The sequence below is a fragment of the Mucilaginibacter flavus genome, assembly GCF_030409315.1.
GTDB lineage: Bacteria > Bacteroidota > Bacteroidia > Sphingobacteriales > Sphingobacteriaceae > Mucilaginibacter > Mucilaginibacter flavus.
The window spans coordinates 1-25,284 of sequence record NZ_JAUFPS010000036.1; the positions used below are offsets into that span (position 1 = coordinate 1).

General features: G+C 38.6%; 23 protein-coding genes and 1 other RNA gene. 10 read left to right on the forward strand and 14 right to left on the reverse strand.

Annotation, left to right across the window (positions count from 1 at the left end; all coding sequences use genetic code 11):
- Nucleotides 1-1,170 precede the first annotated feature (1,170 nt).
- From QWZ17_RS16625 to QWZ17_RS16660, 8 genes are all read left to right on the forward strand, one after another.
- The gene (locus QWZ17_RS16625) at nucleotides 1,171-3,942 is read left to right on the forward strand and encodes a hypothetical protein (protein ID WP_290306401.1); all 2,772 of its coding nucleotides are present in this window, start codon (nucleotides 1,171-1,173) and stop codon (nucleotides 3,940-3,942) included.
- Nucleotides 3,943-4,152: 210 nt separating this feature from the next.
- Nucleotides 4,153-4,773, forward strand: a complete 621-nt coding sequence (locus QWZ17_RS16630) for a toll/interleukin-1 receptor domain-containing protein (protein WP_290306403.1) — start codon at nucleotides 4,153-4,155, stop codon at nucleotides 4,771-4,773.
- Between the two features lie 43 nt (nucleotides 4,774-4,816).
- Nucleotides 4,817-5,302, forward strand: a complete 486-nt coding sequence (locus tag QWZ17_RS16635) for a TIR domain-containing protein (RefSeq protein ID WP_290306404.1) — start codon at nucleotides 4,817-4,819, stop codon at nucleotides 5,300-5,302.
- 2 nt (nucleotides 5,303-5,304) lie between these two features.
- Nucleotides 5,305-5,898, forward strand: a complete 594-nt coding sequence (locus tag QWZ17_RS16640) for a toll/interleukin-1 receptor domain-containing protein (protein WP_290306405.1) — start codon at nucleotides 5,305-5,307, stop codon at nucleotides 5,896-5,898.
- A 9-nt stretch (nucleotides 5,899-5,907) separates the two neighbouring features.
- Entirely contained in the window at nucleotides 5,908-7,080 is a 1,173-nt protein-coding gene (gene thcB4 / locus QWZ17_RS16645; protein ID WP_290306406.1) for a Thoeris type III anti-phage system protein ThcB4, read from the forward strand.
- A complete protein-coding gene (thcA, locus tag QWZ17_RS16650) occupies nucleotides 7,062-7,652 on the forward strand; it encodes a Thoeris type III anti-phage system protein ThcA (RefSeq protein WP_290306407.1) in 591 nt (196 codons plus the stop codon). Before thcB4 ends, thcA begins: the two co-directional genes overlap by 19 nt.
- A gap of 5 nt (nucleotides 7,653-7,657) precedes the next feature.
- Nucleotides 7,658-8,314 carry a TIR domain-containing protein gene (locus QWZ17_RS16655; protein WP_290306408.1) on the forward strand — a complete coding sequence of 219 codons (657 nt, stop codon included), beginning with the start codon at nucleotides 7,658-7,660 and terminating at the stop codon, nucleotides 8,312-8,314.
- Nucleotides 8,315-8,320: 6 nt separating this feature from the next.
- Nucleotides 8,321-8,941, forward strand: coding sequence for a TIR domain-containing protein (locus QWZ17_RS16660; protein ID WP_290306409.1), 621 nt, complete (start codon nucleotides 8,321-8,323; stop codon nucleotides 8,939-8,941).
- Nucleotides 8,942-9,049: 108 nt separating this feature from the next.
- On the opposite strand, the gene QWZ17_RS16665 is transcribed toward QWZ17_RS16660, so the two are convergent.
- Nucleotides 9,050-11,932: a leucine-rich repeat domain-containing protein gene (locus QWZ17_RS16665; protein WP_290306410.1), complete on the reverse strand. Its 2,883-nt coding sequence runs from the start codon at nucleotides 11,930-11,932 to the stop codon at nucleotides 9,050-9,052.
- Nucleotides 11,933-12,530: 598 nt separating this feature from the next.
- Nucleotides 12,531-13,973 carry a HEPN domain-containing protein gene (locus QWZ17_RS16670; RefSeq protein WP_290306411.1) on the reverse strand — a complete coding sequence of 481 codons (1,443 nt, stop codon included), beginning with the start codon at nucleotides 13,971-13,973 and terminating at the stop codon, nucleotides 12,531-12,533.
- Between the two features lie 140 nt (nucleotides 13,974-14,113).
- Here QWZ17_RS16670 and QWZ17_RS16675 point away from each other — a divergent pair, with 140 nt between their 5' ends.
- Complete coding sequence (locus tag QWZ17_RS16675; protein WP_290306412.1) at nucleotides 14,114-14,503, forward strand: helix-turn-helix domain-containing protein; 390 nt, start codon at nucleotides 14,114-14,116, stop codon at nucleotides 14,501-14,503.
- A gap of 117 nt (nucleotides 14,504-14,620) precedes the next feature.
- Here QWZ17_RS16675 and QWZ17_RS16680 read toward each other — a convergent pair whose 3' ends face one another.
- The 12 genes from QWZ17_RS16680 to ssrA all read right to left on the reverse strand — a co-directional run bounded on the left by QWZ17_RS16680 (nucleotide 14,621) and on the right by ssrA (nucleotide 24,339).
- Nucleotides 14,621-14,974 (reverse strand): response regulator, encoded by a 354-nt coding sequence (locus tag QWZ17_RS16680; protein WP_290306413.1) that lies wholly within the window; start codon nucleotides 14,972-14,974, stop codon nucleotides 14,621-14,623.
- A gap of 119 nt (nucleotides 14,975-15,093) precedes the next feature.
- Complete coding sequence (locus QWZ17_RS16685; RefSeq protein WP_290306414.1) at nucleotides 15,094-15,618, reverse strand: hypothetical protein; 525 nt, start codon at nucleotides 15,616-15,618, stop codon at nucleotides 15,094-15,096.
- Nucleotides 15,615-16,601: a relaxase/mobilization nuclease domain-containing protein gene (locus QWZ17_RS16690; protein ID WP_290306415.1), complete on the reverse strand. Its 987-nt coding sequence runs from the start codon at nucleotides 16,599-16,601 to the stop codon at nucleotides 15,615-15,617. The genes QWZ17_RS16685 and QWZ17_RS16690 overlap by 4 nt, the downstream gene beginning before the upstream one ends.
- The gene (locus tag QWZ17_RS16695; RefSeq protein WP_290306416.1) at nucleotides 16,576-16,980 is read right to left on the reverse strand and encodes a plasmid mobilization protein; all 405 of its coding nucleotides are present in this window, start codon (nucleotides 16,978-16,980) and stop codon (nucleotides 16,576-16,578) included. The genes QWZ17_RS16690 and QWZ17_RS16695 overlap by 26 nt, the downstream gene beginning before the upstream one ends.
- Nucleotides 16,981-17,174: 194 nt before the next feature.
- On the reverse strand, nucleotides 17,175-17,489 hold the full coding sequence (locus tag QWZ17_RS16700; protein WP_290306417.1) for a hypothetical protein: 315 nt from the start codon (nucleotides 17,487-17,489) through the stop codon (nucleotides 17,175-17,177).
- The gene (locus QWZ17_RS16705) at nucleotides 17,486-17,746 is read right to left on the reverse strand and encodes a helix-turn-helix domain-containing protein (protein ID WP_290306418.1); all 261 of its coding nucleotides are present in this window, start codon (nucleotides 17,744-17,746) and stop codon (nucleotides 17,486-17,488) included. The genes QWZ17_RS16700 and QWZ17_RS16705 overlap by 4 nt, the downstream gene beginning before the upstream one ends.
- A 14-nt stretch (nucleotides 17,747-17,760) precedes the next feature.
- On the reverse strand, nucleotides 17,761-18,030 hold the full coding sequence (locus tag QWZ17_RS16710; RefSeq protein ID WP_290306419.1) for a helix-turn-helix domain-containing protein: 270 nt from the start codon (nucleotides 18,028-18,030) through the stop codon (nucleotides 17,761-17,763).
- Between the two features lie 175 nt (nucleotides 18,031-18,205).
- A complete protein-coding gene (locus QWZ17_RS16715; protein ID WP_290306420.1) occupies nucleotides 18,206-18,964 on the reverse strand; it encodes an SH3 domain-containing protein in 759 nt (252 codons plus the stop codon).
- 50 nt (nucleotides 18,965-19,014) lie between these two features.
- Nucleotides 19,015-21,813, reverse strand: coding sequence for a TM0106 family RecB-like putative nuclease (locus QWZ17_RS16720; RefSeq protein ID WP_290306421.1), 2,799 nt, complete (start codon nucleotides 21,811-21,813; stop codon nucleotides 19,015-19,017).
- 90 nt (nucleotides 21,814-21,903) lie between these two features.
- Nucleotides 21,904-22,437 (reverse strand): ORF6N domain-containing protein, encoded by a 534-nt coding sequence (locus QWZ17_RS16725; protein ID WP_290306422.1) that lies wholly within the window; start codon nucleotides 22,435-22,437, stop codon nucleotides 21,904-21,906.
- A gap of 67 nt (nucleotides 22,438-22,504) precedes the next feature.
- Nucleotides 22,505-23,722, reverse strand: coding sequence for a site-specific integrase (locus QWZ17_RS16730; protein ID WP_290306423.1), 1,218 nt, complete (start codon nucleotides 23,720-23,722; stop codon nucleotides 22,505-22,507).
- Nucleotides 23,723-23,970: 248 nt separating this feature from the next.
- Nucleotides 23,971-24,339: a transfer-messenger RNA gene (gene ssrA, locus QWZ17_RS16735) on the reverse strand.
- A 148-nt stretch (nucleotides 24,340-24,487) separates the two neighbouring features.
- Here ssrA and xth point away from each other — a divergent pair.
- Nucleotides 24,488-25,264, forward strand: a complete 777-nt coding sequence (gene xth, locus QWZ17_RS16740) for an exodeoxyribonuclease III (protein WP_290306424.1) — start codon at nucleotides 24,488-24,490, stop codon at nucleotides 25,262-25,264.
- The last annotated feature ends 20 nt before the right edge of the window (nucleotides 25,265-25,284 follow it).

The window sequence follows — 25,284 nt, forward strand, 5'->3', positions numbered from 1 at the left end:
AAGCACCCTTCCGTTTGGGTTGGCAAAGGTAGCAAACCTTTCCGATTCTCCAAAACTTTTTTTCGTTTTATTTCTTTCGAAATTTTAAAGTTCTGAACCCGTTTCCTCTATGACTTCCGTCCTCCGTAGCGGGCTGCAAAGGTAGCAACCTTTTCTTATTTCCGAAATTTTATTTGAAGTTTTTTTCGGGGCTTTTGTTTTGCTTTTTCTTCTAATCCCTCTCTGCAAAAACCCCTATCTTCAATAACCTTTCTAAGAACAAGCCCCGCTATCTCGTTTGCGGGTTGCAAAGGTACATCCTTTTAACACCCAAGCAAACTCTTTTTAACACTTTCTTAATAGTAAGTCGCAATGCCCTTGATATCAGATGGAAAAACTTTAGATAGATCGCTTAAACCTAATTATTACAGGCCGAAAAGCGCACTTTATACTTCGTCTCAAGCAGAACTATACAAACTGAAGTGTGTATGTGAAAGGCGAGAACGTATAAAAAAGCGCATTCGTCATTTATTTAGCAGATGAAATATCTATTTAAGAATAATGCATACAGAATATAAACGAATAAAAATCCTAAAAAAATAGAGATGATCAAATGATCATCTCTATCAGTGGAGCCGGAGGGATTTGTATCACCTTTGTATCATCCTTATATTCAATATCTTATGTGGGTTCAAATTCTTACTCACCGAATTACTCACCACTTTTGATAACAGATTAATTGCAAATCTTATAGAATAAAGATACGTAAATGAATTAAGGTTTTCAAAATAAAGCCCCAATTTATATTATATATTAGCTCATATATGCCTTGTCATAGAGGCATAAAGGGCATTTTTATAATTTGTAACCTGATTGCTTTTTTTGTCTTATTATCGGGCGCGCTTTCTTATGTGTACGAAAAGTAGTTACTCCCTGACTCGACTTTGATTTCCTTAAAACGTAAAAGAGTACGGTTAAGGTGCGGTAAGAAAAATTATCAGTAAGAGTTCTTCATTTACCTATCTCTTCTGTTGAAGGGGATGTATTAAAGTCGTTCTCGGTTGAATAATATTAAAAATAATGGTCGAATAGTTAATAAAATATCTCTTAGGGAAATAACGAAAAATAAATCGTCAAACATTTGGCGAATTTTAAATCGTCATATATATTTGACGAATAAAAAATCGTCATATGTTAAAAATAATCAACGAAGATATTTTATTGAGGAACAATACGGGTAACAAATCAAAGCAGTCTTTGGTAGAAGGCTTTGTTATTCGTATTAACGAATTCGTTGAAATATTCAACAACCTTCAACAAACCAGCCTGCTTAATCATAAACAACATTACCTAATAATAGGTCAGAGAGGCACCGGAAAAACCTCATTGATGCATAGATTGAACTATGCAATCGAAGATGATAAGAAACTTAATGAATACCTGATTCCAATAGTATTCACCGAAGAGCAATATTACCTTTCTGAATTGGTAAACATTTGGGAAAACATTGGGATCCATCTTGAAGATCAGTATGGCTGGAGCAATGTTACCCGCACAATAGAAAGTATAATTACGGATGATGCCGACTACGAGCAGAATGTTTATAATTATTTACGATCCAGGCTAAATGATGCAAATAGGACGCTTGTACTTTTCATCGAGAACATTAATGTTTTTTTCAATAAGCTTGACGAGAAGGAGCTTTTAAGATTGAAAGACATTTTAACCGATGATTCAATCATTCGGCTTATAGGCACTTCAACTTCTTTTGACGACGGATACGTAGATTTCGCCAGCCATTTCTACAGCTTTTTTAAAATTATTCAAATTGATGGATTAAGTAAGGAGGAATGCGAAAAACTGCTAATCAAAATTGGTGAGCAATATGGTCAACTAGACAGGATCAAATACATTATTGAGCATCACCCAGGCCGGATTGAGTCCTTAAGACGGTTAACCGGTGGTATCCCAAGAACTATATCTTATTTGTTTCAAATTTTCCTTGATAATGAAAATGGGAAAGCTATTAAAGACTTATATATCCTTATCGATACGCTTTCACTTTTATATAAATCCGAACTCGATCAACTATCTACCCAACAACAAAAAGTGATCGATATAATCGCCAGAAAGTGGGATGCTATCGCGGTAAAGGATATCGTAAAAGCTACCAGATTAGAAAGTAAAAATATCTCAAAAATAATTGCCGCTCTCGAAAAGGATCAGCTTATTGAAAAAGTGTCCACAGATACTAAAAATCATCTTTATCGCATTAAAGAGCGTTTTATGAACATCTGGTACCTTATGCGTTTCGGCAGAAAACATGATAAAGAGAATGTAATATGGCTGGTCCGTTTTTTTGATGCATGGTGTGAAAAAAGGGAACTGGACAAACTAATAGCAGCACATATTGACAATTTAAAAGGTGGAGCATACGATTTAAACGCCGCCATAGATATGGGGAATACCTTTTTGTCATGTGTTAATGTTTCTGATTCTTTAAAAAGTGAACTTTTAAGAATTACCAAGTCGATTTTGCCGGAACGATTACTCAACACAGTAAAATGGTCCGTCAAAAATACACATTCTACGTTATCTGATTTAATTTCCGAACAAAAATTTAGTGAAGCTATCGCGTTGCTGGGACAAATAGAAAAGCATGATACCCAATATTATACACTGGCATCATCCTTATACCTGATGACTGGAGACTATGAACGCAGCGCTGATGCAGCAAAACAACTATTAGCTTTGGATGAAACCAATGCCAATGCTGCGCTGACTTTGGGAATCATTTACGAAGATTTTTTAAAGGATTTAGATAAAGCCGTGTTTTATTACAAGCAAAGTTTAACACAACAACCCTATCACCCCTATGCTGCTAATCGCTTAGGCGAAATTTCCTTTTACAAAGAACAAAACTATAATGCCGCGATCGACTACCATAATCTAGCTATTAAGAAAATCTATTGGCCGTCGTTACTTTCTTTGGGTAAAATCTATCTCAGTAGAAAAAATTATAAAAAGGCTGAAAAATATCTTTTGGAGGCCCTCGATCATAAGGTAAAAGGTGTGTATGTTGAATTAGGAAAGCTTTATGCTAGAATCAGGGATTATAAAAAGGCCAAAGTCTATTTTGAAAGTGCCGTAGAAAATAAAGAAGACGGCGCTTTTTTAGAGTATGGTAAGTGGACACAGTATAAAAACCGTCCCAATTATTTAAAAGCTAAAGAATTATTAACTAAAGCTATTGAGGTCGGGGATGTGGAAGCGTATAGCTATCTAGGTAGACTATATCATCGTAAACTCAACGACAAAGGCAAGGCATTAGAAGTGTACGCCGACGGAGTAAATCAAGGAGATGCTTCGAGTGCCCATCAACTTGCACACTTGTACGCGGATCTCAAGGAGTATACTAAAGCTGATGAGCTATTTCTAAAGGCAAATGATATGGGTGATCATTTTGCTATTTTATGCCTTGTATCAAACATTTATTCTCGCGGAAGGAAAGATAAAAAACAATTTGCTTTGAATGTTTTGGAAAAAAACCTTACCGTCATCGATGGGATATTTACATCCAATCTATTTTACGCAAAAATTTTATTATGGAATAATTACATAGAAAAATCGGCAGATGTTGTAAAATCCTTATACGGTGAAATAGCGGAATCAAAATTAGAGATTGAGGAGTCGAGAAATGACTTTAAGGTCGACAATCTGCTGTCTGAGTTAATGGACTATTTTCTGCTCTTGCTGGCAAAAGAGGAATATAAAATTGCCTTAAATCTCTTTATGGATAGCGCCGTTGTAGATTTCAGAGCGATTTTAAAACCTGTTTATTTTGTTCTTATGGATATACTAAAAAAGGAATACCCTTTAGAATATTTAAAAGCAGGCGAGGAATTTAAGGATACTATAGAAGAATTAAAAACAAGTATTAACCGTCTTAAAAAAAACATATGACAGCTTAACAAAATAACACTAAAAGGAGGCTTTGATAAACCTCCTTTTTCAGACCTGATATTTTGAGCTTGGGAAGGCACGCACCGGGGTTAAGCACCCCGGCTATATTCAGGTTTGTTTTAGCCAAATGTATAAATTCTTTTTTATTCTGAGGTCATATCCGGGTTTAGTTGGCACCGATTATTTAAGCTGACAGAACTGCCGGAAGCTATGGCAATTCCGGCAACTTTAACAAATTTTGACTTAAAAAAAGAAACGAAAATCATGGCTATTATTACTAAACAAGAATTAAAATCATTTTCTATAAATCTTAATTACACCACCAGAAGTACCTACTTATCAAAGACATTTACCCTTAATGAGGCAAAAGGCAAAGCCTTGAAGACGATATTTTTATCTCACAGCCACAGTGACGCCGATGTCATCGAACCTGCGGTGGTATTGCTGAAGTCCATTGGGGTTAATGTCTATATCGACTGGAAGGACGGAAGTATGCCGGCCATTACCAATGCGGTAACTGCCGCCAAGTTGAAAGAAAACATTAAAAAGCATGATCGTTTCATTCTGCTTGCATCCCCTGCGGCGATCAAGTCGAACTGGGTGAATTGGGAACTTGGTTACGGTGATGCTCAAAAATATATTGAGAACATTGCGATTTTCCCAACTGAAGATTATAATGGACAATGGAAGGATGCTGAATACCTCCTAATCTACCCTAGGTTAGACAAAGTTAGTGAGTATAATATTTACAGCCAGCGGATGGAAGATGTTTACTATATCGTCAATCCGGATGGTTCGAAAGTTCCTTTAAAATCATGGTTGACACGTTAAGCTCGTGAAAACACCTTCAACAAATCATTAAAATTCAATTACTATGGCAAAGAAAAAAATATTCTATAGCTTTCATTTTGACAATGATGTCATGCGCGTTCAGCAAATCAGAAATATCGGAGTGATCGAAGGAAACGAACCGGTTAAACCAAACGAATGGGAAACCCTGGAACGCTCAGGTGAAGCCGCCATTCAAACCTGGATACGCGATAACATGGCCAACAAAGATTGTGTTGTGGTTCTGGTAGGCGAGAAAACCGCCAACAGAAAATACGTGAAATATGAGATAGAACAGGCTTGGGCTAAAAAGAAAGGCTTGCTAGGGATCTATATCCATAATATCAATTGCGCGCGAAACGGGAAGTGCAGTAAAGGAAGCAATCCGTTTGACCAGTATAATGTCAATGGTACGCCATTAAATAACATTGTTAAATGTTACGACCCAGGTCAGAATGCTTATAATACCATTAGTGAAAAAATCGAGTCCTGGATAGACGAGGCTATTACTATCAGAAAAAAATATAATTGAGTATGATATTTCCTAAAGGTTATTTTAATAATCAGGCAGTAAATGAAAATTTCGTTACCCGTTCTTTAAACGAGGTTCGGACTTTTAGCGCCTTGTCAGCATCTAAAGCTAAACCTACTGTATTTTTAAGCCATAAGCATGATGATTTATCAGACCTGCGCGGACTAATGGGGCTCCTGGAAGGCATCGGTGCAAAGATTTATATAGACAGCATGGACAATAAAATGCCAGATCAAACTTGCGGCGATTCTGCGGCGCGAATTAAAGAGGTGATCAAGTTTTGCGATAAATTCGTCTTACTGGCCACTGCAAAAGCCATTGAATCATACTGGTGTAATTGGGAGCTTGGGATTGGCGATACTCACAAATTTATTCAACATATCGCCATACTGCCAATTAAGGATAGTGGTCAATACGACTGGCAATATAAAGGGAACGAGTATCTGCAAATATACCCGCAAATTGATTATGAGGATGGCAGCCGGTTTTACCAGGATGGCACGCGGGTAGCAGCGGGTTACTATGTATCCAGGCCGGCTAATAAACAAAATGTCAATATTATTACCCCACTTAAACAGTGGTTGGCGACTCGTTAAAAACATAAAATGGAAACAAAATATCAACTCATTTTTCTTGGACAAAAAAGTCCTTTCAGACCCGACATAGAAACAGCTTTTTTTCAGCACGTAGAAGAACTCGGCCTGGATAAAAAAAATGTCAAAATTATTGACGAGACGAACTTCGACCAGGATTACATCGCTAACGCCCCTACCTACTGCCTTTATTTTGGCACTAAGAACAGTGAGTTTGAAGACATACATCAAATTGAGCGATTAAAAGCTGACGCAACACTTATTTTGCCGATAGTCGACGTCATTGCTGATTTTAACGCGTCGATACCCGAACAATTAAGGCCGATCAATGGGTTTCAGCTATCAGCCAAACATGATATAGAGCCACTGGTCAATCATGCCCTGGAAGGTCTTGGTTTGTTAAGGCTTTCCAGAAGGCTGTTTATCAGTTATAAGCGGGACGAATCCAGCGCGGTTGCTATACAGCTATTTGAACGTTTTGAAAAAGCCGGATTTGATGTATTTTTGGATACACATAGTGTGCCAAAAGGGGAAGTATTTCAGGAGGAGTTATGGCACAGATTGGCTGACACCGATATAGTCGTGCTGCTAAACACGCCTGGATTCCTGCAAAGTCATTGGACGACCCAGGAATTGGCTCAGGCCAGTTCTATGTCTATAGGCATATTACAATTGGTGTGGCCCAACTATAAACCTGAAAGGTCATCTGAATTGAGTATACCGCTTTACCTTTTGGACACAGATTTCGACAATAGATTATTTGCAGATGCTAAAAGTAATTTAACAGATGTCATTATGGATGAAATCGTGAGCCAGGCAGAATCATTAAGGGCACGTAGTTTAGCTGCAAGACAAGATAACATTGTAACCGAATTTATTAGATCTGCTGACAATGCACATGTTAGCGTGAGCTTGCAACCTGAAAAATTCATCACCATGAGAAACAGCAGAGATGAGGAAATTGTTATCATACCAACAGTCGGTGTGCCCCAGGCTTTCACTTATAATCAATCAGAAGAATTAGTAAAAAGGATTAAGCAGACCGCAGTTTCTGCTATTCATCTTTTATATGATCACCGGAATATAAGAACGAAATGGCTGGATCACCTGGCCTGGCTAGACAACTATTTGCCTATTAAAACCATTAAACTAACTGATCGTGAATCATGGCTGAACAAAAATTGAACAAAATATTCCTATCTGCTAGTATCCCTACCCTTGATCGGGATAGGAAGTTTTATGATACCGCAGATATTATTGCTATCCGCGATGCGGTTAGGGCTCTTGCTACCATTGCTATACCTAAAGCCGAACTTATTTGGGGTGGTCATCCGGCAATTACACCGCTAATAAGGTATGTCATTCAGCAAATGAATGCCGATGTAAAAAAACACGTAACGCTATATCAATCACTTTTTTTTGAAGCAGTTTTTCCGCCCGATAATTTTGATTTCGAAAATATAGAACTTATTCCTAAACGTGAAGACCTATTGAGTAGCCTTGATGATATGCGGCATGCAATGATTGGGAATAATGATTTCAAAGTTGGGATTTTCATTGGAGGAATGGAAGGCATTCGCACCGAGTACGAACTGTTCAAGTTTTATCACCCGGAAGCATTGGTTTTACCGGTCGCAAGCACGGGAGCCGCAGCTAAGCTATTGTATCAGGACATACAGCCCGCACCACCGCTTGCTTTGCTGCAGAATTATGCATATATGGATTTGTTCCAGGGACTACTTAAAGACTATTTATAAGAAATATGGGACGGAAAATATTTATCACCTACAAGTATGGCGATACCAATGTTCGTGCATTGCCAGATATATTTTATACAAAAGCTAGGGATTATGTAACCGCGTTACAAGAATTGATCGACAAAGAAGATCACATAAATAAAGGTGAAGAAGACGGGCAATCGCTAGAAGATTTTGAAGATGAAGCAATTGCTTCAAGCCTTCGCGATAAAATATATGACAGCAGTATCACAATAGTGCTCATTTCACGGAATATGAAGACCGCGGATTCAGAAAAAGACCAATGGATACCATGGGAAATATCTTACTCTTTAAAAGAACACTCCAGGAATGGTAGAACGAGCCTGTCTAATGCTTTATTAGCAGTTGTACTACCGGATATGTGGGGCAATTATGATTATTTTATTACAGAAAACCCAACTTGTAACAGCCGAACTTTACATACAGATAGCTTGTTCGTTATTTTAAAAAGAAACATGTTTAATATTAAAGCTCCCGATACCCGGGAATGCAATGGCAATACTGTCTATAATGGTTATTCATCTTATATTCATTCTGTAAAATGGGATGATTTTAAAGTAAATATTGATTATTATCTTGATGTGGCAGCTGGTATCAACGGAAATATTGATAGTTATAATATCGTGAAAACAATTAGCTAATGGTTCATGGCAAGATGTTCATTTTTTAGTTTTTCCTATGAAGACGTCAAGAATTTCCGGGTGAATGTCGTACGAAACAGTTGGCTTCACCACCAAGATGACCAGACTTTCTATGACCGATCAATTTGGGAAGAGGAGCGTGTAAAAACACCGACCAGGATAAAATCGATTATCGATGAGGGTTTGGTGGGAACGTCAGTAACAGCAGTATTGATCGGTTCTGATACTGCATCAAGACGTTACGTCAAATATGAATTGGCAAGAAGTTTTGAGCGTGGCAATGGTATCCTTGGGGTACATATCAACCGAATCAGGGATAAATATAGTTGTACCGCGGCAAAAGGTCTAAATCCATTAGACAGATTTGGCTTTGAAATTTCGGAGAACGGCAAAAAGATTTGGTTCTATGAGCTGATTAATGGAAGATGGTATAAATTTGAAGATTTACCGGAGATTAACAATAAAAAGTCTAATACGCTCTATTTCGAAGGTGGTTGGTTTAGTAATGACTTTGGTAAATTTTTTCGATTCTCTGATTACTTTGAGACCTATTGCTGGATTAATGATAACGGCTATCGGAATTATTGCCATTGGGTAGAGGCCGCAGCGGAAGATGCAGGACGCTGATAACCAGTCATAAATCTTTAAAGTTTTCCATTTTATACTTTTGTTTATGTATCAATAGTTTATAGCTAATAATAGTTGTAGCTTAAATATCAATCTTTGCAGATAAGATTATTTTGAAAATTCCTGTACCAAATGGCTTAATACCTCCGTAAACCCCTCTGAACGATGTTCCCACTGATTTAGTGGAACCCCATCAGTTGGAAAGGCAGTCAGTTGTCCAAGCCATGGGTACATCTCAATTCGTTCAACAGGATGTAATTGTTTGCGGGACTTATTTATAGGCAAAAAATGCCAAGCACAATCTTCACAAATAACAGGAAAAATTTTGGATAGCCCCTTCTCATATCGATCGATTGCTTTAATAATCTCTTTATCAATTATATAGTTTGAGTTACAAAAGTTTTTTGTTACCAAGAAAATAAAGATGTCTGTTTGTTCCATTTGCTTCTCTATTTGTTCTTCCCATAAGCCTGGTTCTAATTTGTTGTCATGCCAGATTGTGATTTTTTCTTGTTGAACAAATGGACTTAGGTAAATGTTAAATTCATCCCGTAAGCCTTTGTCTTCGTGGGCGTACGATATGAATATTTTTTTACGGACGCTTTGAATATTAAACAAATGGTTAAATTCACTCATCAATAATGTCTTTTCATTTGTGGCTTCGATAGAGTGATATCGGCCATGAATTTTTTCCTTCAACTTTTTAACTGTCACATAATCCTCGCGATTGATAGAGATTTCTATATTTTCCGCTTCATCAATGCCCAAAAGCACTTCGAAGACTTCTTTTGTCAATTGCGGGTCACGGTCCTGCACGAATATTTCTATCTTTCCATCATTGAAATCGTTATTACAAAGCGCTTCAACCGTTTTACTTTTAGTAAATACCAAACCATTTTTCCAATACAGATAGTCATCGCTTTTGGACCCATAGCGCGCTAAAAACCTCAGGAAATTACTTTTAGGAAAAAAACCTGGGTAAGACAGTGTAAAAGCATGAAGCATCTGTTTTCCTGCCAGCGCTGATTTTCTTCTGTTCGGCTCTCGACATTCTAGAGGCAAGTATTGTGGAACTATGTAACAAATCCCATCACTACCCTGAATTTCAAAAATTAGCTCAAATTGCTTCATAATCTCTATCCAGGTACTTGTGTCCAAATCATGAGTCTTGGTGATCACTTCTACATGATTGTACTCGAATTCATTTTTTTGTTTCGATAGTATCTCATAAATAATTCCAGTAAGCCATTCTGGATCAGTAAAAATAAGATCATCCAGCAACGCTGATCGTACAGTATTACGATAACGAAAAGAAACGATTGAGCCGGTATCATCAAGAAATTGTAATAAAGTCTCACGCTGGGAGGCGTTAGTCATTACCGAGGATAAGGTATTATCCACTTTACGGCAGATGTCTTCGTATTCACTAAAATTAATATATTTCCTAAGTTCATTCTTTAGCGCTTTCCTAATCTCCTCATATACCATCGGAAATGGCTGACCGATGTATGACAGCCCTGCTAAATTGTCAAAAATGCCCATTTTCAAATCGTCAATGTCATGCTCGTACTGACTAATGCTTTTGGGAATCGTTGCTTCGCGAAGCCTTATTTTGAAATTCTCTTTGCCATCGGTTCCTTGCGTATTTTTTTGAGTTTTATTTTGAATATTCAGCACTGTATTGCGCGTAGAGAAATGATCAATATTACGCTTCCAGTAATTTCTCGGATAGACTCCAGCTTCTTCATCAATTAAATCTGTCTTAGAATCCCAAAGGATCAGATACATTACATTACTACTCATGAATAGCCGGTGAGTGGCGTGATAATATTCTTGCCCGCCAAAGTCCCATAGATTTAATTGTATAGTCTTAGGAAATGGCAGCTTAATTGAGTCTGGATTCTCTGTTGCATATTTTGAAATAGCCAATTCAATCTTTGCAATCAATTCTTTTGAAAATTCCTCTATCCCGATTGTCCATGTCCTGATCCTTATACCATGCGTCCGCTCAGTGTTAGCTAAGAATTCATTTTCAGTTAGCTGATGCACTAAGGTCGTTTTACCTACTTCACCGTTACCAAACAAGATTACTTTCCCAATCATATTGATAACGCCTCCTTGTTTGCGCGCCTCATACCAATCTATAACCCGCCGACTATCTCGTTTAATAATTTCCAAAGGAGGGGCGGTCATAGAGTTGGTTGCCAGTTGGGTTAACAATAAGCTATCATCAATGGCTGTTTTATTTTTCTGAAAGATTGCCTCATTATCAACCCGCGCTTGGAAACGCTCTCTCCTAATGCTTTCACAAATCAGTTGGATTTGATTAATATGATCACGAAAAGAAGCTTTAAAATAGTATCCGGCCAAATTATTGGCCGCTTGTTGATAGTTTATCTCGTGAGTCGTAAAATATTTCAAATATGTATTATAAGAAATACTGGTAATTTTGTTTTGGCCAATATACAAATAGGTCAGTTTTGGCAGTGTCGTAACAACTGCAATATCATGAATATTATTATTGGTAATATCGAGATATTCTAAGTCTTTCAAATTTTCCAGGCCAGTCAAGTCCGTAATAGTATTATCACTGACGTCCAGGTAGTTTAAGTGCTTTAGATTAGCTAACGAGCTCAGATCGATTATGTGATTGTTGCATAATGAAAGATGAACTAGGTTGGTCAATGTCCCAATTATTTTTAAAGACCCTATGCCCCATTGTTTAAAAGTTCCGCCATTACATATCAGCGTGGAAAGTTTACTTAGTTTTATTATTGGCGTAAAATCTGCATTAAAAAACCTATTGTCCTCATGGGCATTTATACTTCGAACTACCCGTTTTTTTCTGTAATCATACCATTCATTGCTCAAAACCAACGTCTCCAGTTGAATGCATTTTGTTAATTCTACACTGACAAGGCTTCCAATCAGAAAATCAGCATCGGTTAATTCACATTTCCCAAGGTCTAAATAGACATCCTTGTTTTCCAAGCACTTCTGAATAATCGTAAGGGCATATATGCTCATTTGAAATGGTAATATCCGTCAAATATTCTTATTATCAACAATTATATAAAAAATCCTAATTATTTTATATTGATAGAGTTACACTTTATTGGAATACACGAATCTTCCCATTTTCAACGCTTAGGCACCAAAAGCGCAAGGCGGATGAAATGTCAAGGCCGAAGCACCGCTAAAAAACAAATTAAAATGCTTCGCTTGTATAGCCTTTACATTTCATCCGCCGGTCGGTAACTTTGCCGGACGCGGTGAAATGGGATTATAATTTTGAGTGAGGAGAAAGGCAGGTGTGTTATGAGGAACGAATTTCACTCCTGCCAGCGGCAGCGAGGCTGACGGCGCAATGAAACCCGGCGCGATAGCGCGAGGTGTAATGCAGCCGCCTGCCGTAGCTACATGGTTCCAACGGGTGTACGTGTCGTTTTGCTTTTCAGCAGCAAGGTCGGACGATTTAAATCAACCGCCCGACATGCTGCTTTTGGGTTCTTAGCTGTACCATCTTTACGGTCAATAGTTTTCAGAGGAAAGGCGAACGAATGCCCGCCTGCCAATACTGCTGAGGCTGTCAACACTTAATATCTTGTATATATTGCTTGTAAATTCTTTTTGCGACCGTATTAAATTTTGTTACCTGCCTTGATAGTATTCTCACTGAATCTCCGTCAGGATCAAATGAACTGTTATATCTTGACTGTGAATAGGCATTTTGTAGCAATTGATATAGTTGCGCCCCCTCTGTGGTATTGAGTTCAAAGACCTCTTTTAATTCATCGGTAAACAATAAGCTTAGCCTTAACAACCTTGATAAGTTATGCATTTGTACCCGGTAGCCTATAACCGCTTGTATAATAGCTTTTAAAACGCTTTCAACGGATTGGTGCAAAAGAAATGCTGCAAGCCTGAAATTGTTATCTGCCCTGTATAATTCTGCACCTCTTAAAAATTCGCTGCCTTGTTTACCCCATCGTTCCCAATTGAACTTTGCCCTTTCCAACAATATCTCCTTAGTTATTTCCTGGTGAGGGGGTAATATTAATTCAGGCGACTGAAATAAAACAAATCCCTTTTCCATAACAGTTGACCAAAAGCGCCTACCGATATTTAAGGCTTCTTTTGCGCTGTTTGCCTTATGAACTATGGCATGTACATTGGCAAGGTATTGGCAATTGTCTTCTATCTTGTTACTGATTTCATGCTCCGGTGTTTTTTCACCATCGCTTATCAGGATAAGCAGGTAAAATGTAAACGGCTTGGCATGAGTTCCTAAATGAATAATCATTTGAACCTGCGGGCAACGTTTTACAATCAGATTTTTAATTTCTTCCAGTGCCAACTTTTCGGCTGCCGATGGTTCGGGGTTTATGGTTCTTAGCGCAATTGGTTCGATGGATGTTTCGGTTAAGCTATTTTCAAGCTTGCTCCGCTTTAGTTGTGGACGACCACCCTCTCGCTGGCAGATTAGCCATGCTGCCGAATAGAGTTTAATTAAGTTTTCATAAACGGTAATAACCTCACCTGCATATAAAGCCTCTACATCCGCATTATTGTAAAGTGCTATGTGTGACCACTCATGAAGCTGATCCCTATATTCCTGCGGCTTAATTTTCTTAAAGACTTTCTTAATTGCTTTATAGGGTTCAAGCTGTTCTTTCAAGGAAAGGTTTTTAGGGTAGTATTCCCATTGTTCCTTTTCTTCTTCCAATTGCTCCTCCGTAAGCTGTTTCCGCTGGTAAGAGAAGTTTTTGTAATTGACTAAAAGCAGGTACATAGCTTCCAAAATCCTCAAGTTGAGGTCATAAATAAAAAGCAGAGTGCCAGGGCCATGACGTTTTTCATCGTAATGCTCGTCGTTAACTACATAATAACGCCATTCCTTTAATCGCTTGCCGTGGCCTTTTACTGAATCAGCACTAAAAAAATCAACTACTACAGACATTGGATTTTCAACTTCGAAATGGCGAAGTGTCTTAGGGTAATGTTCCCAGGGCGCATAAGTTCCGTTGTACATGATACTATTTTTATACCGGCCTCCATTAACCAGCAAAAACAAAAGAATAGCGAAACTTAACCGTACCGAACCATAAGCGATTGTACTTTACAATAAAGGCGTTGTTTTGTACATTTACATTTTAACAATACATTTGACTTATGGCAGAACCAACCTTACATATCGGCAGAAAAATCAGTAAAATCCGTGAATTAAAAGGTATGAAGCAGGAAACTCTTGCGCATGAATTAGGTATTAGCCAACAAGCTGTTTCTAAAATCGAGCAAAGTGCAGATGTTGATGGCGAAGCTTTAGAAAAAATTGCGAAAATTTTGGGGTTGTCTTCTGAAGCCATTAAGGCATTTACAGAGGAAGCAGTCTTCAATATTATTTCAAATACTTTTCATAATACCAGCAGCGATAATTCAACCTTAATTGCCAGTTCGTTAAACTATCAGCCAACGTTTAATACCGTTGAAAAAATAGTTGAATTATACGAAAGGTTGTTGTTGGCTGAAAAAGAAAAGAACGAGTTGCTAAAAGGCAAATAATAAGAAGTGGTCAAAAAATATTAAATTGCCGACATCTGAAAGGACAAATTCTTTTGTCCAATTGTGATAAGGTTTAGGTTAAAGTCCCCAAACAGCGATTGTAAGGGGACTTTGTTTTTATAAAACCTTTTCAGAAACCAATTGAATTAGATTATCAATATCGAATGGTTTAGGCAAGTACGCATCGGCACCGTGGTCAATTGCAAGTTGCTCAATATCGTTACTGGCAGAGTAAAGAATTATCGGGATGTGCTTTATACGCTCGTCGCTCTTTATATCCGAGCATAATTCAGTTCCCAACCCAAATGAGAGTAGAAAATCGAGGATAATAAGTTCTGGGTTAATTGCCGCAATCTCATTAAGCGAGATAGAGCGATTCACTTTTATGACAGCGTAACCATTTTCGCGAAGTATTAACTCCATTATGTCTAAGGTGTCTGCGTCGTCTTCAACAATGAGCGTTTTTTTCATGACTTAACATTCGTAATTCAAATTTAATTTTTAATTAAAAAAATGTCAATAGTTTTCTTAATTAAATGGCTCTTTTAGAGCATAATGCTGATTTACAAAAGAGATATATAACCGTCAGATTATTTATTTTCGGTTTTCAAATAAGCAGTATCCATCGCTGCTAAGGTTCTCTTTTTCGCAATCTGCTTTAGATAAATCCACGCCCGTTGATAATGAGCCGATTGCTCATTTTGCATATGCTGGCCGTAAGCATCAATTGCTTTACCGCCTAAAGAATATAAGTAGGTTATAACGACCAAGCATATACCCCAGGGAATAAGCCTGCCAAATACGATTTTATAGTACTGCCCCTGGTTGGTTTCAGGAAATAATAATATCCGTATTTGTTTAGTGATGGATGTTGGCACCTTGCTCAATTTTTCATAGATCTGTTTAAGCAAGGTCAATTCGTCATTCTGTTTGATGTTCTGCTTGATTTCCCTTACTTCAGTAAGTATAGTATTTATCGCAATTGAATAGTCAGGGACTGGATTATCGGTAATTTTTGTTACCTGCTTTTCCATCTCTGTATTCTTTTTTACGAGGCTATCAACAATCTCGTCGTTGCTATCCATTCTTTGGTTTAGTTCATCTATTTCTTTCATCTTGATATTCCTCTGCTTTGTTGTTGTTCATTTTTCTTTCTACGCTTTCTTTCCGGGCTATCATCATCGTCGGCTATATTGCCAAGTAAGTCACCAAATAAATCTGCTCCTGCTGATAGCGATTGCCTCAAATAATGGGTTTCCGGCTCCGGCTTTAAATAAGTTGTTTTTTCGGTCTTGTCCTGGCTTTCTCTTTTCTGCTTCGCGTTTTCCATTGCTTCCCTTAACTGATCTGCCAAACTCTTTTCCGGTTTAAACTGCTGCTGCTCTATGGCCTGGTTAAGCTTTGCATAACTTAAACTGCGGTCAATCTCTGATCCTTTAAATTTGTATTCGCCTTTACTGAAACTGATGCCCTGTACTTCCGTAGTGCCGCTTTTGAATTTCAAATGGGTAACAATACCCTGCTTGGCCAATACTTGATTTAGGTCATTGATGTTTTTTACTTTTTTGCTGGCCGCCTTGATGGCATCGAATAATTCATATTTGATTTTGTCCTCGCCTTTTAGCTGTTGGCGGTTAACACGCTCTTTACCCGGTGACAGGTAAAGACCATGTTTTAAGGTCAATTCTTTTGCTACCTGTACATTCCGCTGCTTTTGAAAGTTATCGGATATGGTTTTACCATTATTACTTACCCGGTTGTAAACGATATGGATATGCGGATGATCTTTATCCCGGTGCTTTACGATTAAGTACTGCGTGTCCTGTATCTTCATTTTTTTCAGATACTCTTTCGCCAACATCACCATTACCCCATCGTTCAACTTAGCGGCATCGTTTACGCTCCAGCTTAAAGCAATATGACCGACTGCTTTTCCTAAATTGGGATTGTATTTTCGTTGCAGGTTAAAATCATTGATAGTCTGATTAACCTGCTGCATTCTTACGCCTGCGGCATCCAATACGACCGCATCATGTTTTTGCACCACATACCGAATACATCCGCCAAAGCTTCTACCTGTTATCACTTTCCCTATCATTGTTATTGAGACGTTTTAAAGTAATATCTATCTCGTTCAAAATTTTACTGCAATCCCTCGCTACAGTTAATAGTCCAAGTTGATGCGCAAGCTTTGTTAATTGATTTAAGTTATTGGCAAGCTCGGCGAGCATCCAAAGGATGCGCCGCTCATCGTCTGTTAATCGAGGAACCACCTTAGCGCTTTTGGCTGCTGCCCTTATCCAACTACTTGACCGCATGCCTGCGGTCTTGGCTTTACTATCGATATAAAAGCGTTCGGTCGCTGTCATCCTGATGCGAATTATCAACTCACGTTTAACCCTTTTCTTCGGTGCTCCACCTTTGTTTTTGGGCTGGGTTACCGGTTGTTTGTTAGTTGTCTTTACTGTTGCTTCCATCGGTTAACTCTTTACTCTTTTTTCCATTTTTCCCTTTTGCAACCATCGGGCGCAAAAGGCAAGTTTGCCCGGTGCCGTAGGCATCCGGGATGTTTTTGTGGCAACAAAAACACAAACTTGCTCCTTACAAGCGAATAAAAAACCGCTATCCCGCAAGCGGGAATAGTCGGTATATCTGCATAACTCAAACTGCATTAAAAGCCGTTGGCTTTTAAGCCATCCGGCCAATAAATCAAGCTGCCATTTGCAGGGTGAAAAGATGGCTGATAACGGATGTAACCATACTCGTCTAATTCCCTGATGCACTTGTGATAAGTCGCAATTGAAGCGATCTTTGAAAATGCCATTACCGTTTTTCGAGTGACGGAAAAAGGGCTAACAAAGCCGTCTCGCTGCCAAAAAATAAATAAAGACGTGAACAAGCTTACATGGGTTGCAAGTACCCGCTCGTCCGTTCCCATGCGTTTAATAATGTCGCTGTAACCATTTAATTCTTTTGAGATAATCATTGTCCGTTCCCCTCTAATACCTTATTGATGTCCTCTAACTTGTAATACATGATGCTTCCCATTTTGGTAAAGCGTAACGTCCCGTTGATGCGCAGGTTCTGTAAGGTGCCTGGTGATATATTCAGCATCTTTCTTACCTCACTGCTTTTCAGCCATTTCTTAGGCTGGCTCTGTCCCGGCTGTACAATCTGTTTGATCTCTTTTAATAAATCTTCCAACCGCCTCAAATCCTCTTTGGTGACCAATTCCACATTCATCTGTAATCCTCCTTTTAATCTTTAATAGTTTGTTGCATGGCATTGAGTACCTCACTTTTTTTGAAGTACACCCGTTTATGCAGGCGCAAATAGGGTAAGCCTTTTTTCATCCAATCGGTAAGTGTTACCAGTGACACGCCGAGTTCGGCGGCAAGCTCCTGCTTGGATAGAAGTTTTTCTGAATCCTGCGGCTGGCTGCCGCCTGTTTTAAAGTGGTCTTGTAGTTCTGCCCTTACTGCCTCGCGTATGCATTGGCTTAGGGCATTTGTGCTGAATATTTCCATAGTCTTTGATTTTGGTTCAAAGGAATAGGGAAAATGTGCTTTTTCGTTACCACGCAGATTCGCGTGGTTAAATTGGAGTGGTTTGAGTTAAGTTGAAATACCGCTCAATTAACTCATTATCAATAAAATGATAGATGATATCATACGGAGGGGCAAAGCAAGAAAACGAGTTACATCAGCTTCGCTTTTTCGCTTCAACTATTTGAAAAAGCTGTGATTTAGCGGGAACGGCTGCGGATCTCCCGCTGGGTTCATCGGGGTTGCCGGGGAAATATCGCCGTATGGTTTCAAACTTAATTTCCTTATTGCCATGTCTGAAATTTTTACAGATCATCTTTGTCCAGACGGTTTGGGTTTGTGAAAATACAAGTTCCTTACCATTCAATTCTAAGCCCTGCATCTTCTTTGCGAGGTCAACAACGGTCAAAAGATAGCCCTCCTGGATATTAATAAAGTCTTCGGTTTCTAATTTCCTCGCGGCTTTAAGTTCTTCTTTTAGTTCGGCATTTTGTTCTTTCAGGCTCCTGATTTCGCCCTCTTTATCTGCAATTATTTCGTCTTTGGTTCGGCCTGTATTCCATTGATCAATGGTTTTAAGGTAGGCTAAGAAACTTTTTAAATGCTGCTTATTTCTGAACTCCATTGCGTGCCTGGAAGTGTAACGGTTTTTTACTTTCAGTTCCGCAGTGGCATCGTCAATTATTTCCCATATGTGTGTGAAAAATTCTTTTTCTTCGGCATCCGGATAAAGCTTTAGAAAATAATCGAGATGATATTGATAAAAAGCGGGAAACTCGGCTTCCTGCTTATCATATAACCTATACAAAAAATGATTGTCTTCGTTATCTTTTGGCCAAAACAAGGGGCGGCCTATATCATTTGTGTCTTTGGAAAAATCTGTCCAGTGGCGATGTTTGAAATATTTTGCTCTCATAGTTGCGCTGCTTTGTACTATTAACAATTAGCCACCCGATATTGTTATTTTCATTGACTGATACCCAAGTAGTCTTTTAAATCAACCCATCCAGTGTGCTTATATTCTTTCTCTGGCACACTTGGAATAAATTTTGGACGTTGACCACTGGCTAACCATGTAGCATATTCTTGCCTGTTTTTTAAATGTAGTTTCCTCATGAATGTCCGCGCCTTAACAAAAGGTAGAAAGTCAAACCCGAGCCAATCATGCCAATCAACCCATCCACTCTTTAAATAGGTTACCTGCGGATTAGAAGGAATAAATGACGGGCGCTTTCCTTCCCGCTTCCATTCTGTCCATTCAGTTTGCCTTTCAAACCTTAAACGGTGAACATATAGTTTCGCTTGTTCAAATGGGAGAAAGCTCGGTAATACTTCCGGCGGTACGTTTTCCCAAATCCCTTTCTTTTTTTGTAAAAAGCTAAGAAATGAGATATTACGATAACGACAAGTCTGCGCAACCGTCAGCATTTCTAAATATTCGGTAATACCTTTAACATGCATTTGCCCTTTTACCCCACGCCGATGCTGGGCGAACGCTTTAACCGCTGCTTCAGCATTATTATTATTCCAGGGAACATTATCATTGTGCAAGAAAGTCCATAGCTGTTGCCAATGCTTTTTAAACCGTTTAGCATATTTGCTTGCAATTTCGCTTTTATGATTTCTTTCGACAAACCCTTTATAAAAACTATCTGTGTCTTTAACATGCTTATTCAACTGGCTTTGCCTTAGACCATATTTGTCAATAGTTTCAACAATTTTTCGCATCAGTTGATTAAAGGCGGGAACCATCGCGTTATACTCCTGGTCAAACTGATTTTTAAACAGGTCATCGTTCAAATCCCTGATTAGGTGGATGAGGCATTTTTGACTTTTAACATTTAATGTTTCATAACCGGGATAAAAATCAGAAACAATAATACCACGATAATCTTTCAATAATTGTTGTAAAAACCCAACTTCTCTCGTAGATGCATAATGATAAAATACGGTATGTGTCGTCGCAAATACCCATACATATCCCGATTCTCTTGAAAGTTTAATGGTGGTTTCATCTATGTGAATGACCGGGCTATTCAATACAATAGTTTTGATATACACCGCAGTTGATGTCCATGTTTTATTCCACCACCTGTTTTTATACATGACCAAATACATCGGGCTGACCCATATATGATAGTGTTCCTGTATCAGTTTACTGATCATCTCATTACTGATATGAAAATTGACATAATAATCCAGTACAAGTGCAAATAGATTGTCCCCATAGTGCATAATGCGCAGCGTTTTGTTCATGGTTTTCTTGCCGCATTTAGCGCACTTAGCCGTACCAGAGCGATATTCTGTTACGTGAGTTCTTATACCTGTAGCCGTAAATTTAAGATCGGTTTGCACGACTGCTGATTTGGTATCATGGCTTTGATATAGTTTGTTATGGCCACATCCGGGACATGATTTAAGAGGCGGCATAATAACTATTTCGTTGATCTTTTTTGGTCGCCATGCCATGTGTCCCTGACCCAATTGTTCAGGTCTTTCCCTTGGTGAGCTGCCGGACGGGGCTTGTCTTTTCAATTCATTGCGCCAATAGATTTTGTTGCGTTGGTAATCAAAATAGGCCGCTTTAGTAATCAATTGAAAATCTTCGCCAAATTCACGGTTATGTTGCAAATGGTAAGGAGTGTGCTTTTTCATTTCTGCAACCTGCTGAACATTTTCGTGTTTACCGTCTGAAGCCAGTCTAAGGAACCATTGATGAATTACGTGTAATGCCCTGCAATCATCCAGGTTATATTCGAGCAATTTTTCTTTCCAGTTATTTCCACCTGTTTCCTCCCATTGCTTTCGCCAATGCATACTTAAAACCCCATCAGCTTCAGGGACGCTCCATTTAAAATTGAGATAGTATGCTAACTCTTTCAGGCTATTACTGTAGGTTGGCGGGTAAACATGAGTGCGCAGATAACCTAACAGGTTAACCATTCTCTTCTCGATAAGTGGCCAATATTTTGATAGTGGTGATTTTTTCGCAGCAAGTTTTAAAGCTTTGGTTTCATAGCTTCCGTAATGATAGATTTCCGCATCGGGGTATTGAATAAGTAGTTTAAAAAGATAATTAAAATTGACTTGTTCATTCTCCTTGTTATCTGACCATAAAGAAAAAGTCTCCGCTGGTTTATCGTGCCTTATGATTACTCCGCCTAACAGGTAAATATGCTCCTCGTTTTCTGTACCCTCAAAATCTAAGTAAATTGAAACAGCCTTGACATTCAAAGCAGGCGGTTGAATTACAAAGGTTTTTTGTTCACGGATAGCTAAAGCTTTTAATTCCCATAAATAACTACTTTGTGGGTTTGGCGCGCGTCTTCGCCTCGGTTTGAACAGGTAAGACAGTTGCGTTATTGTGGTAATACCTTTATTGTGATATTTCAGCATTGATTTTGTGGTTATGCTGGGTAATAGGCTAATACAATCCCGTTCCTTTAATTTACTATGGCACTTATTTTTAAACTGGCAAGCCGGACAATGAAGGTTCTTGTAAAAAGTCGGCGGAGCGTCTTTATTTAGTAGTTTGTCGGTATCAGCTAATAGTTGGATCGCCTGCTTATGGTTTTTAGTTACTTTAACGATTTGATCTTGAGTTATAGCATTTGTTGGTTGGCTAATTTGCAAGGCTAAAACCGTGATTGGATTTAGGTCGGTGCGTGAAGGTCTGGCCGGTGCCGAAATTTCCTGTTTTGATAGAAGCCATGCTTTATAGGAGCAATGAAGCATAGCCTCTAAGATGTTGGGTTGAGGATGCATGTGATTCGTTTTGATTTAAACGATCACATGCATTTAATTTATATGGGTTAAAGTGGCTGAATTTTATAATAACAGGTCAATAGCCAGGTATTATTCGTTATCATAAGTTTTATAACCGATTCTTTTACGTTCCTGGGGTTCTTGCTTTTTATCAATTAATTCATCAAGGTATCTAAACACTATTTCCATATTCTTGTCCTGATTATCAAGCTTAGATTTTATCTTTTCAATGGCTAACCAAACTTCAGTTTGCTCGGCATAGACCTCCCTTAGTCTAACAAAAACGTCTATAATCCGAATGCTTACCTGTACAGCGCTTTCACTTTTGAGCACATTAGACAACATTAAGATGCCATGTTCGGTAAAAACAAAAGGCAGATATTTGGAGTGTTCGCCTTTCTTTAAGGTCGCATTTTGCGACCTTAGAAGTTCATTTTCTTCTTTTGTGAGTTCAAACATATAGTGGTTTGGGAATCTATTAAGATTTCTATTAACCTGTTGCTTAAGCTTTTTGGTTTCTGTACCATACAATTCCGCCAAATCTTTATCAAGCATTACTTTTTGTCCTCTGATGTAAAATATCTTAGTCATGATGACTTCATCAGGTATAATTTGATTTTCCATTTTAAATTTATTGAATGATTAATGAAATTCTCTAAGGTCACAATTTGTGACCTTAGAGATAATAAAATTAAATTGCAGCGTATTTCTGTCTAATGGCGGCCATGTCCTGGCTAACTTTTAAATCCAATATTTTAGCGTAGTGCTGCGTAGTTTTAATATTGGTATGACCTAACATCTTGCTTACACTCTCTATAGGCACACCGTTGGATAGTGTAACGGTGGTGGCAAAAGTATGTCGGGCAATGTGAAAAGTCAATGGTTTATCTATGCCGCAGATACCAGCAATTTCCTTTAAATAGGCATTCATTTTTTGATTGGTACTTACCGGAAGTGCTTTACCTAAATTACTGCAAACTGGATTATCTGTATATTTATCAAGTAGGGCTAAGGCTGATGGTAATAATGGAATACGGCTTGGGGTGTCTGTTTTTTTGCGTTTTGTGAATATCCACATTTCTCCATCCAGACCTTTGACAATTTCGTTGCGTTTGAGCTTGTTTACATCAGCATAAGCTAAACCCGTAAAACAGCAAAATAAAAAAATGTCTCTTACCTGGTTTAAGCGCTCTGTTGAAAATACTTTGTCAGCCATAGCTCGCAAATCATCTCCATTTAGGAAAATCCTGTCAACCTGCTTAATCCTTATTTTGTAATTGATAAATGGGTCTTTATCTAACCATCCGCTTGATAAGCAAATACCAACGATTTTTTTGAAATTCTTTATGTATTTAAAAGCAGAGTTATTAGCGCAATTGCGTTCTGAACGGAGGTAAAACTCGTAATTGGCAATAAAATCGTGGTCGATTTTTTTAATATCTATATCCGACACTTTGTATTGCCACTGCAAATATTCTTGTGTATGTTTCAGTGAGGTTTGATAACGAATCGATGTACCTGCGGCATATTCTTTACCAACTAATGTGGCAATTTTCTTGTTATGGTCTTTAAATATGTCCATAAGCATTCTTGTTTTTTCGCCTTTACCTAATAATTTATCCCTAAGAATTTCAGCGGTAATACTGCTTTTTACTTCGGTCAATTGACTGTGCGCTTCATACACTTGTTTTTGCAAAGTGTCTAAATAGGCGTTAAAGGATTTAGTGTCTTCTTTAGTTCCTTTTAATCTGCCAGCAATGCTGTTCCATAGGCTGGGATCACATTCGCGCCCGGTGGTAGTTTCCGAACGCTTACCGTTTACAGTAATACGCAGATAAATTGGCACGGTGCCACTTTGATAGTTCTTTGGCTTTTTTAAATAAAAAAGCAAGCTGAAATTAGTTTTCATAATGTTTTAACATTAAAAAGTGAAACAAAATTAAGCTTGCAATCACATCTGTACAAGATGTTCAAAATTTGAACAGCTTGATTATCAAAGCAATAAGTCGATTTGGTGAGTAAGGAATATCTAAAACTTACTCACCGAATTACGCTCCTTTTTATTGCGAAATGGTGAATAATATAGTCATTTGACTAAAAAACAAAAGCCTGCAATCATTTGATTTGCAGGCTTTTAGTTTGTTTTAACATTGAACTTAGTGGAGCCGGAGGGATTCGAACCCTCGTCCAAACATGGTATAAGGTAAGCTTTCTACATGCTTAGCTTCTGTTTAATTGTCGGGAACGGGAAGGTCAGTCGCTTACCTGTACCGTGTTCCGTAGATGCTTTATCTCGCCCGCTTATCACACCCTAAGCAGGCCAGTTTCATTTTTCGATGCCCCGATTGCCGATCCAATGAAACGCAAAACCGGCGGGACAAAAGCTATGCTAATTCTAAATTAGGCAGCTAAGGCGTAGTTATTTTCGCCATTTGTAAGTTTGAGCGTTCAGATTAAAGCGCTAATTCACCCAACGCGCTGCATGCTTACCTACTTATCTCCATCCTGTCAATTCCGGTCGACCCCATTTTAGTTTGCAGTTCCCGGTGGGCAGTTTGCAGTTAAGGGTACAAATGTAAATAAAAAGTTGGCAGTATTAAGTTTGCAGTTTGCAATATTTAATATTGTTGGTTTTTAATGAACGCTTTAATCCGCAACCTGCTAAATTTACCTCATGAAAATAGCTACCTATAACGTTAACGGTGTAAATGGCCGTTTGCCGGTTTTGTTGCGTTGGTTACAGGAAACCACGCCTGATGTGGTTTGCCTGCAGGAACTGAAAGCTCCACAGGAAAAATTTCCGGAACAGGCTATTCTTGATGCGGGCTACCACCCTATATGGCACGGACAAAAAAGCTGGAACGGGGTGGCTATCCTATCCCGCGATCCTGAAATTAAGGAATTGCACCGCGGTTTGCCCGGCGATCCTGATGACGAGCAAAGCCGCTATATTGAGGCTACTATAAAAGGTGTGGTGATTGGCTGTTTATACCTGCCTAACGGCAACCCCGCTCCCGGTCCTAAATTCGACTATAAATTGCAATGGTTTGAACGTTTGGCAATTCACGCCGCCTCGCTCCTGGAAACGGGTTTACCGGTAGTGTTAACCGGCGATTACAACGTAATGCCTACCGAAATTGACGTTTATAAACCAGAACGCTGGATTGATGACGCGCTTTTTCGCCCGGAAACACGCGCGGCTTTCAAAAAACTAATTGATCAGGGATGGACGGACGCCATCCGCAAGCTATACCCTACCGAAAAGATTTATACTTTTTACGATTACTTTAGGAATGCCTATGGTCGCGACGCGGGTTTGCGGATTGATCATTTTCTGCTTAGTCCGCAATTGCAAGGGAGGCTATTAAATGCCGCTGTCGACCGCAATGTGCGTGGCTGGGAAAAAACAAGCGATCATTGCCCGGTTTGGATAGAATTGGCCGACAAGTAAAAACCCGCCGGCCAATAATT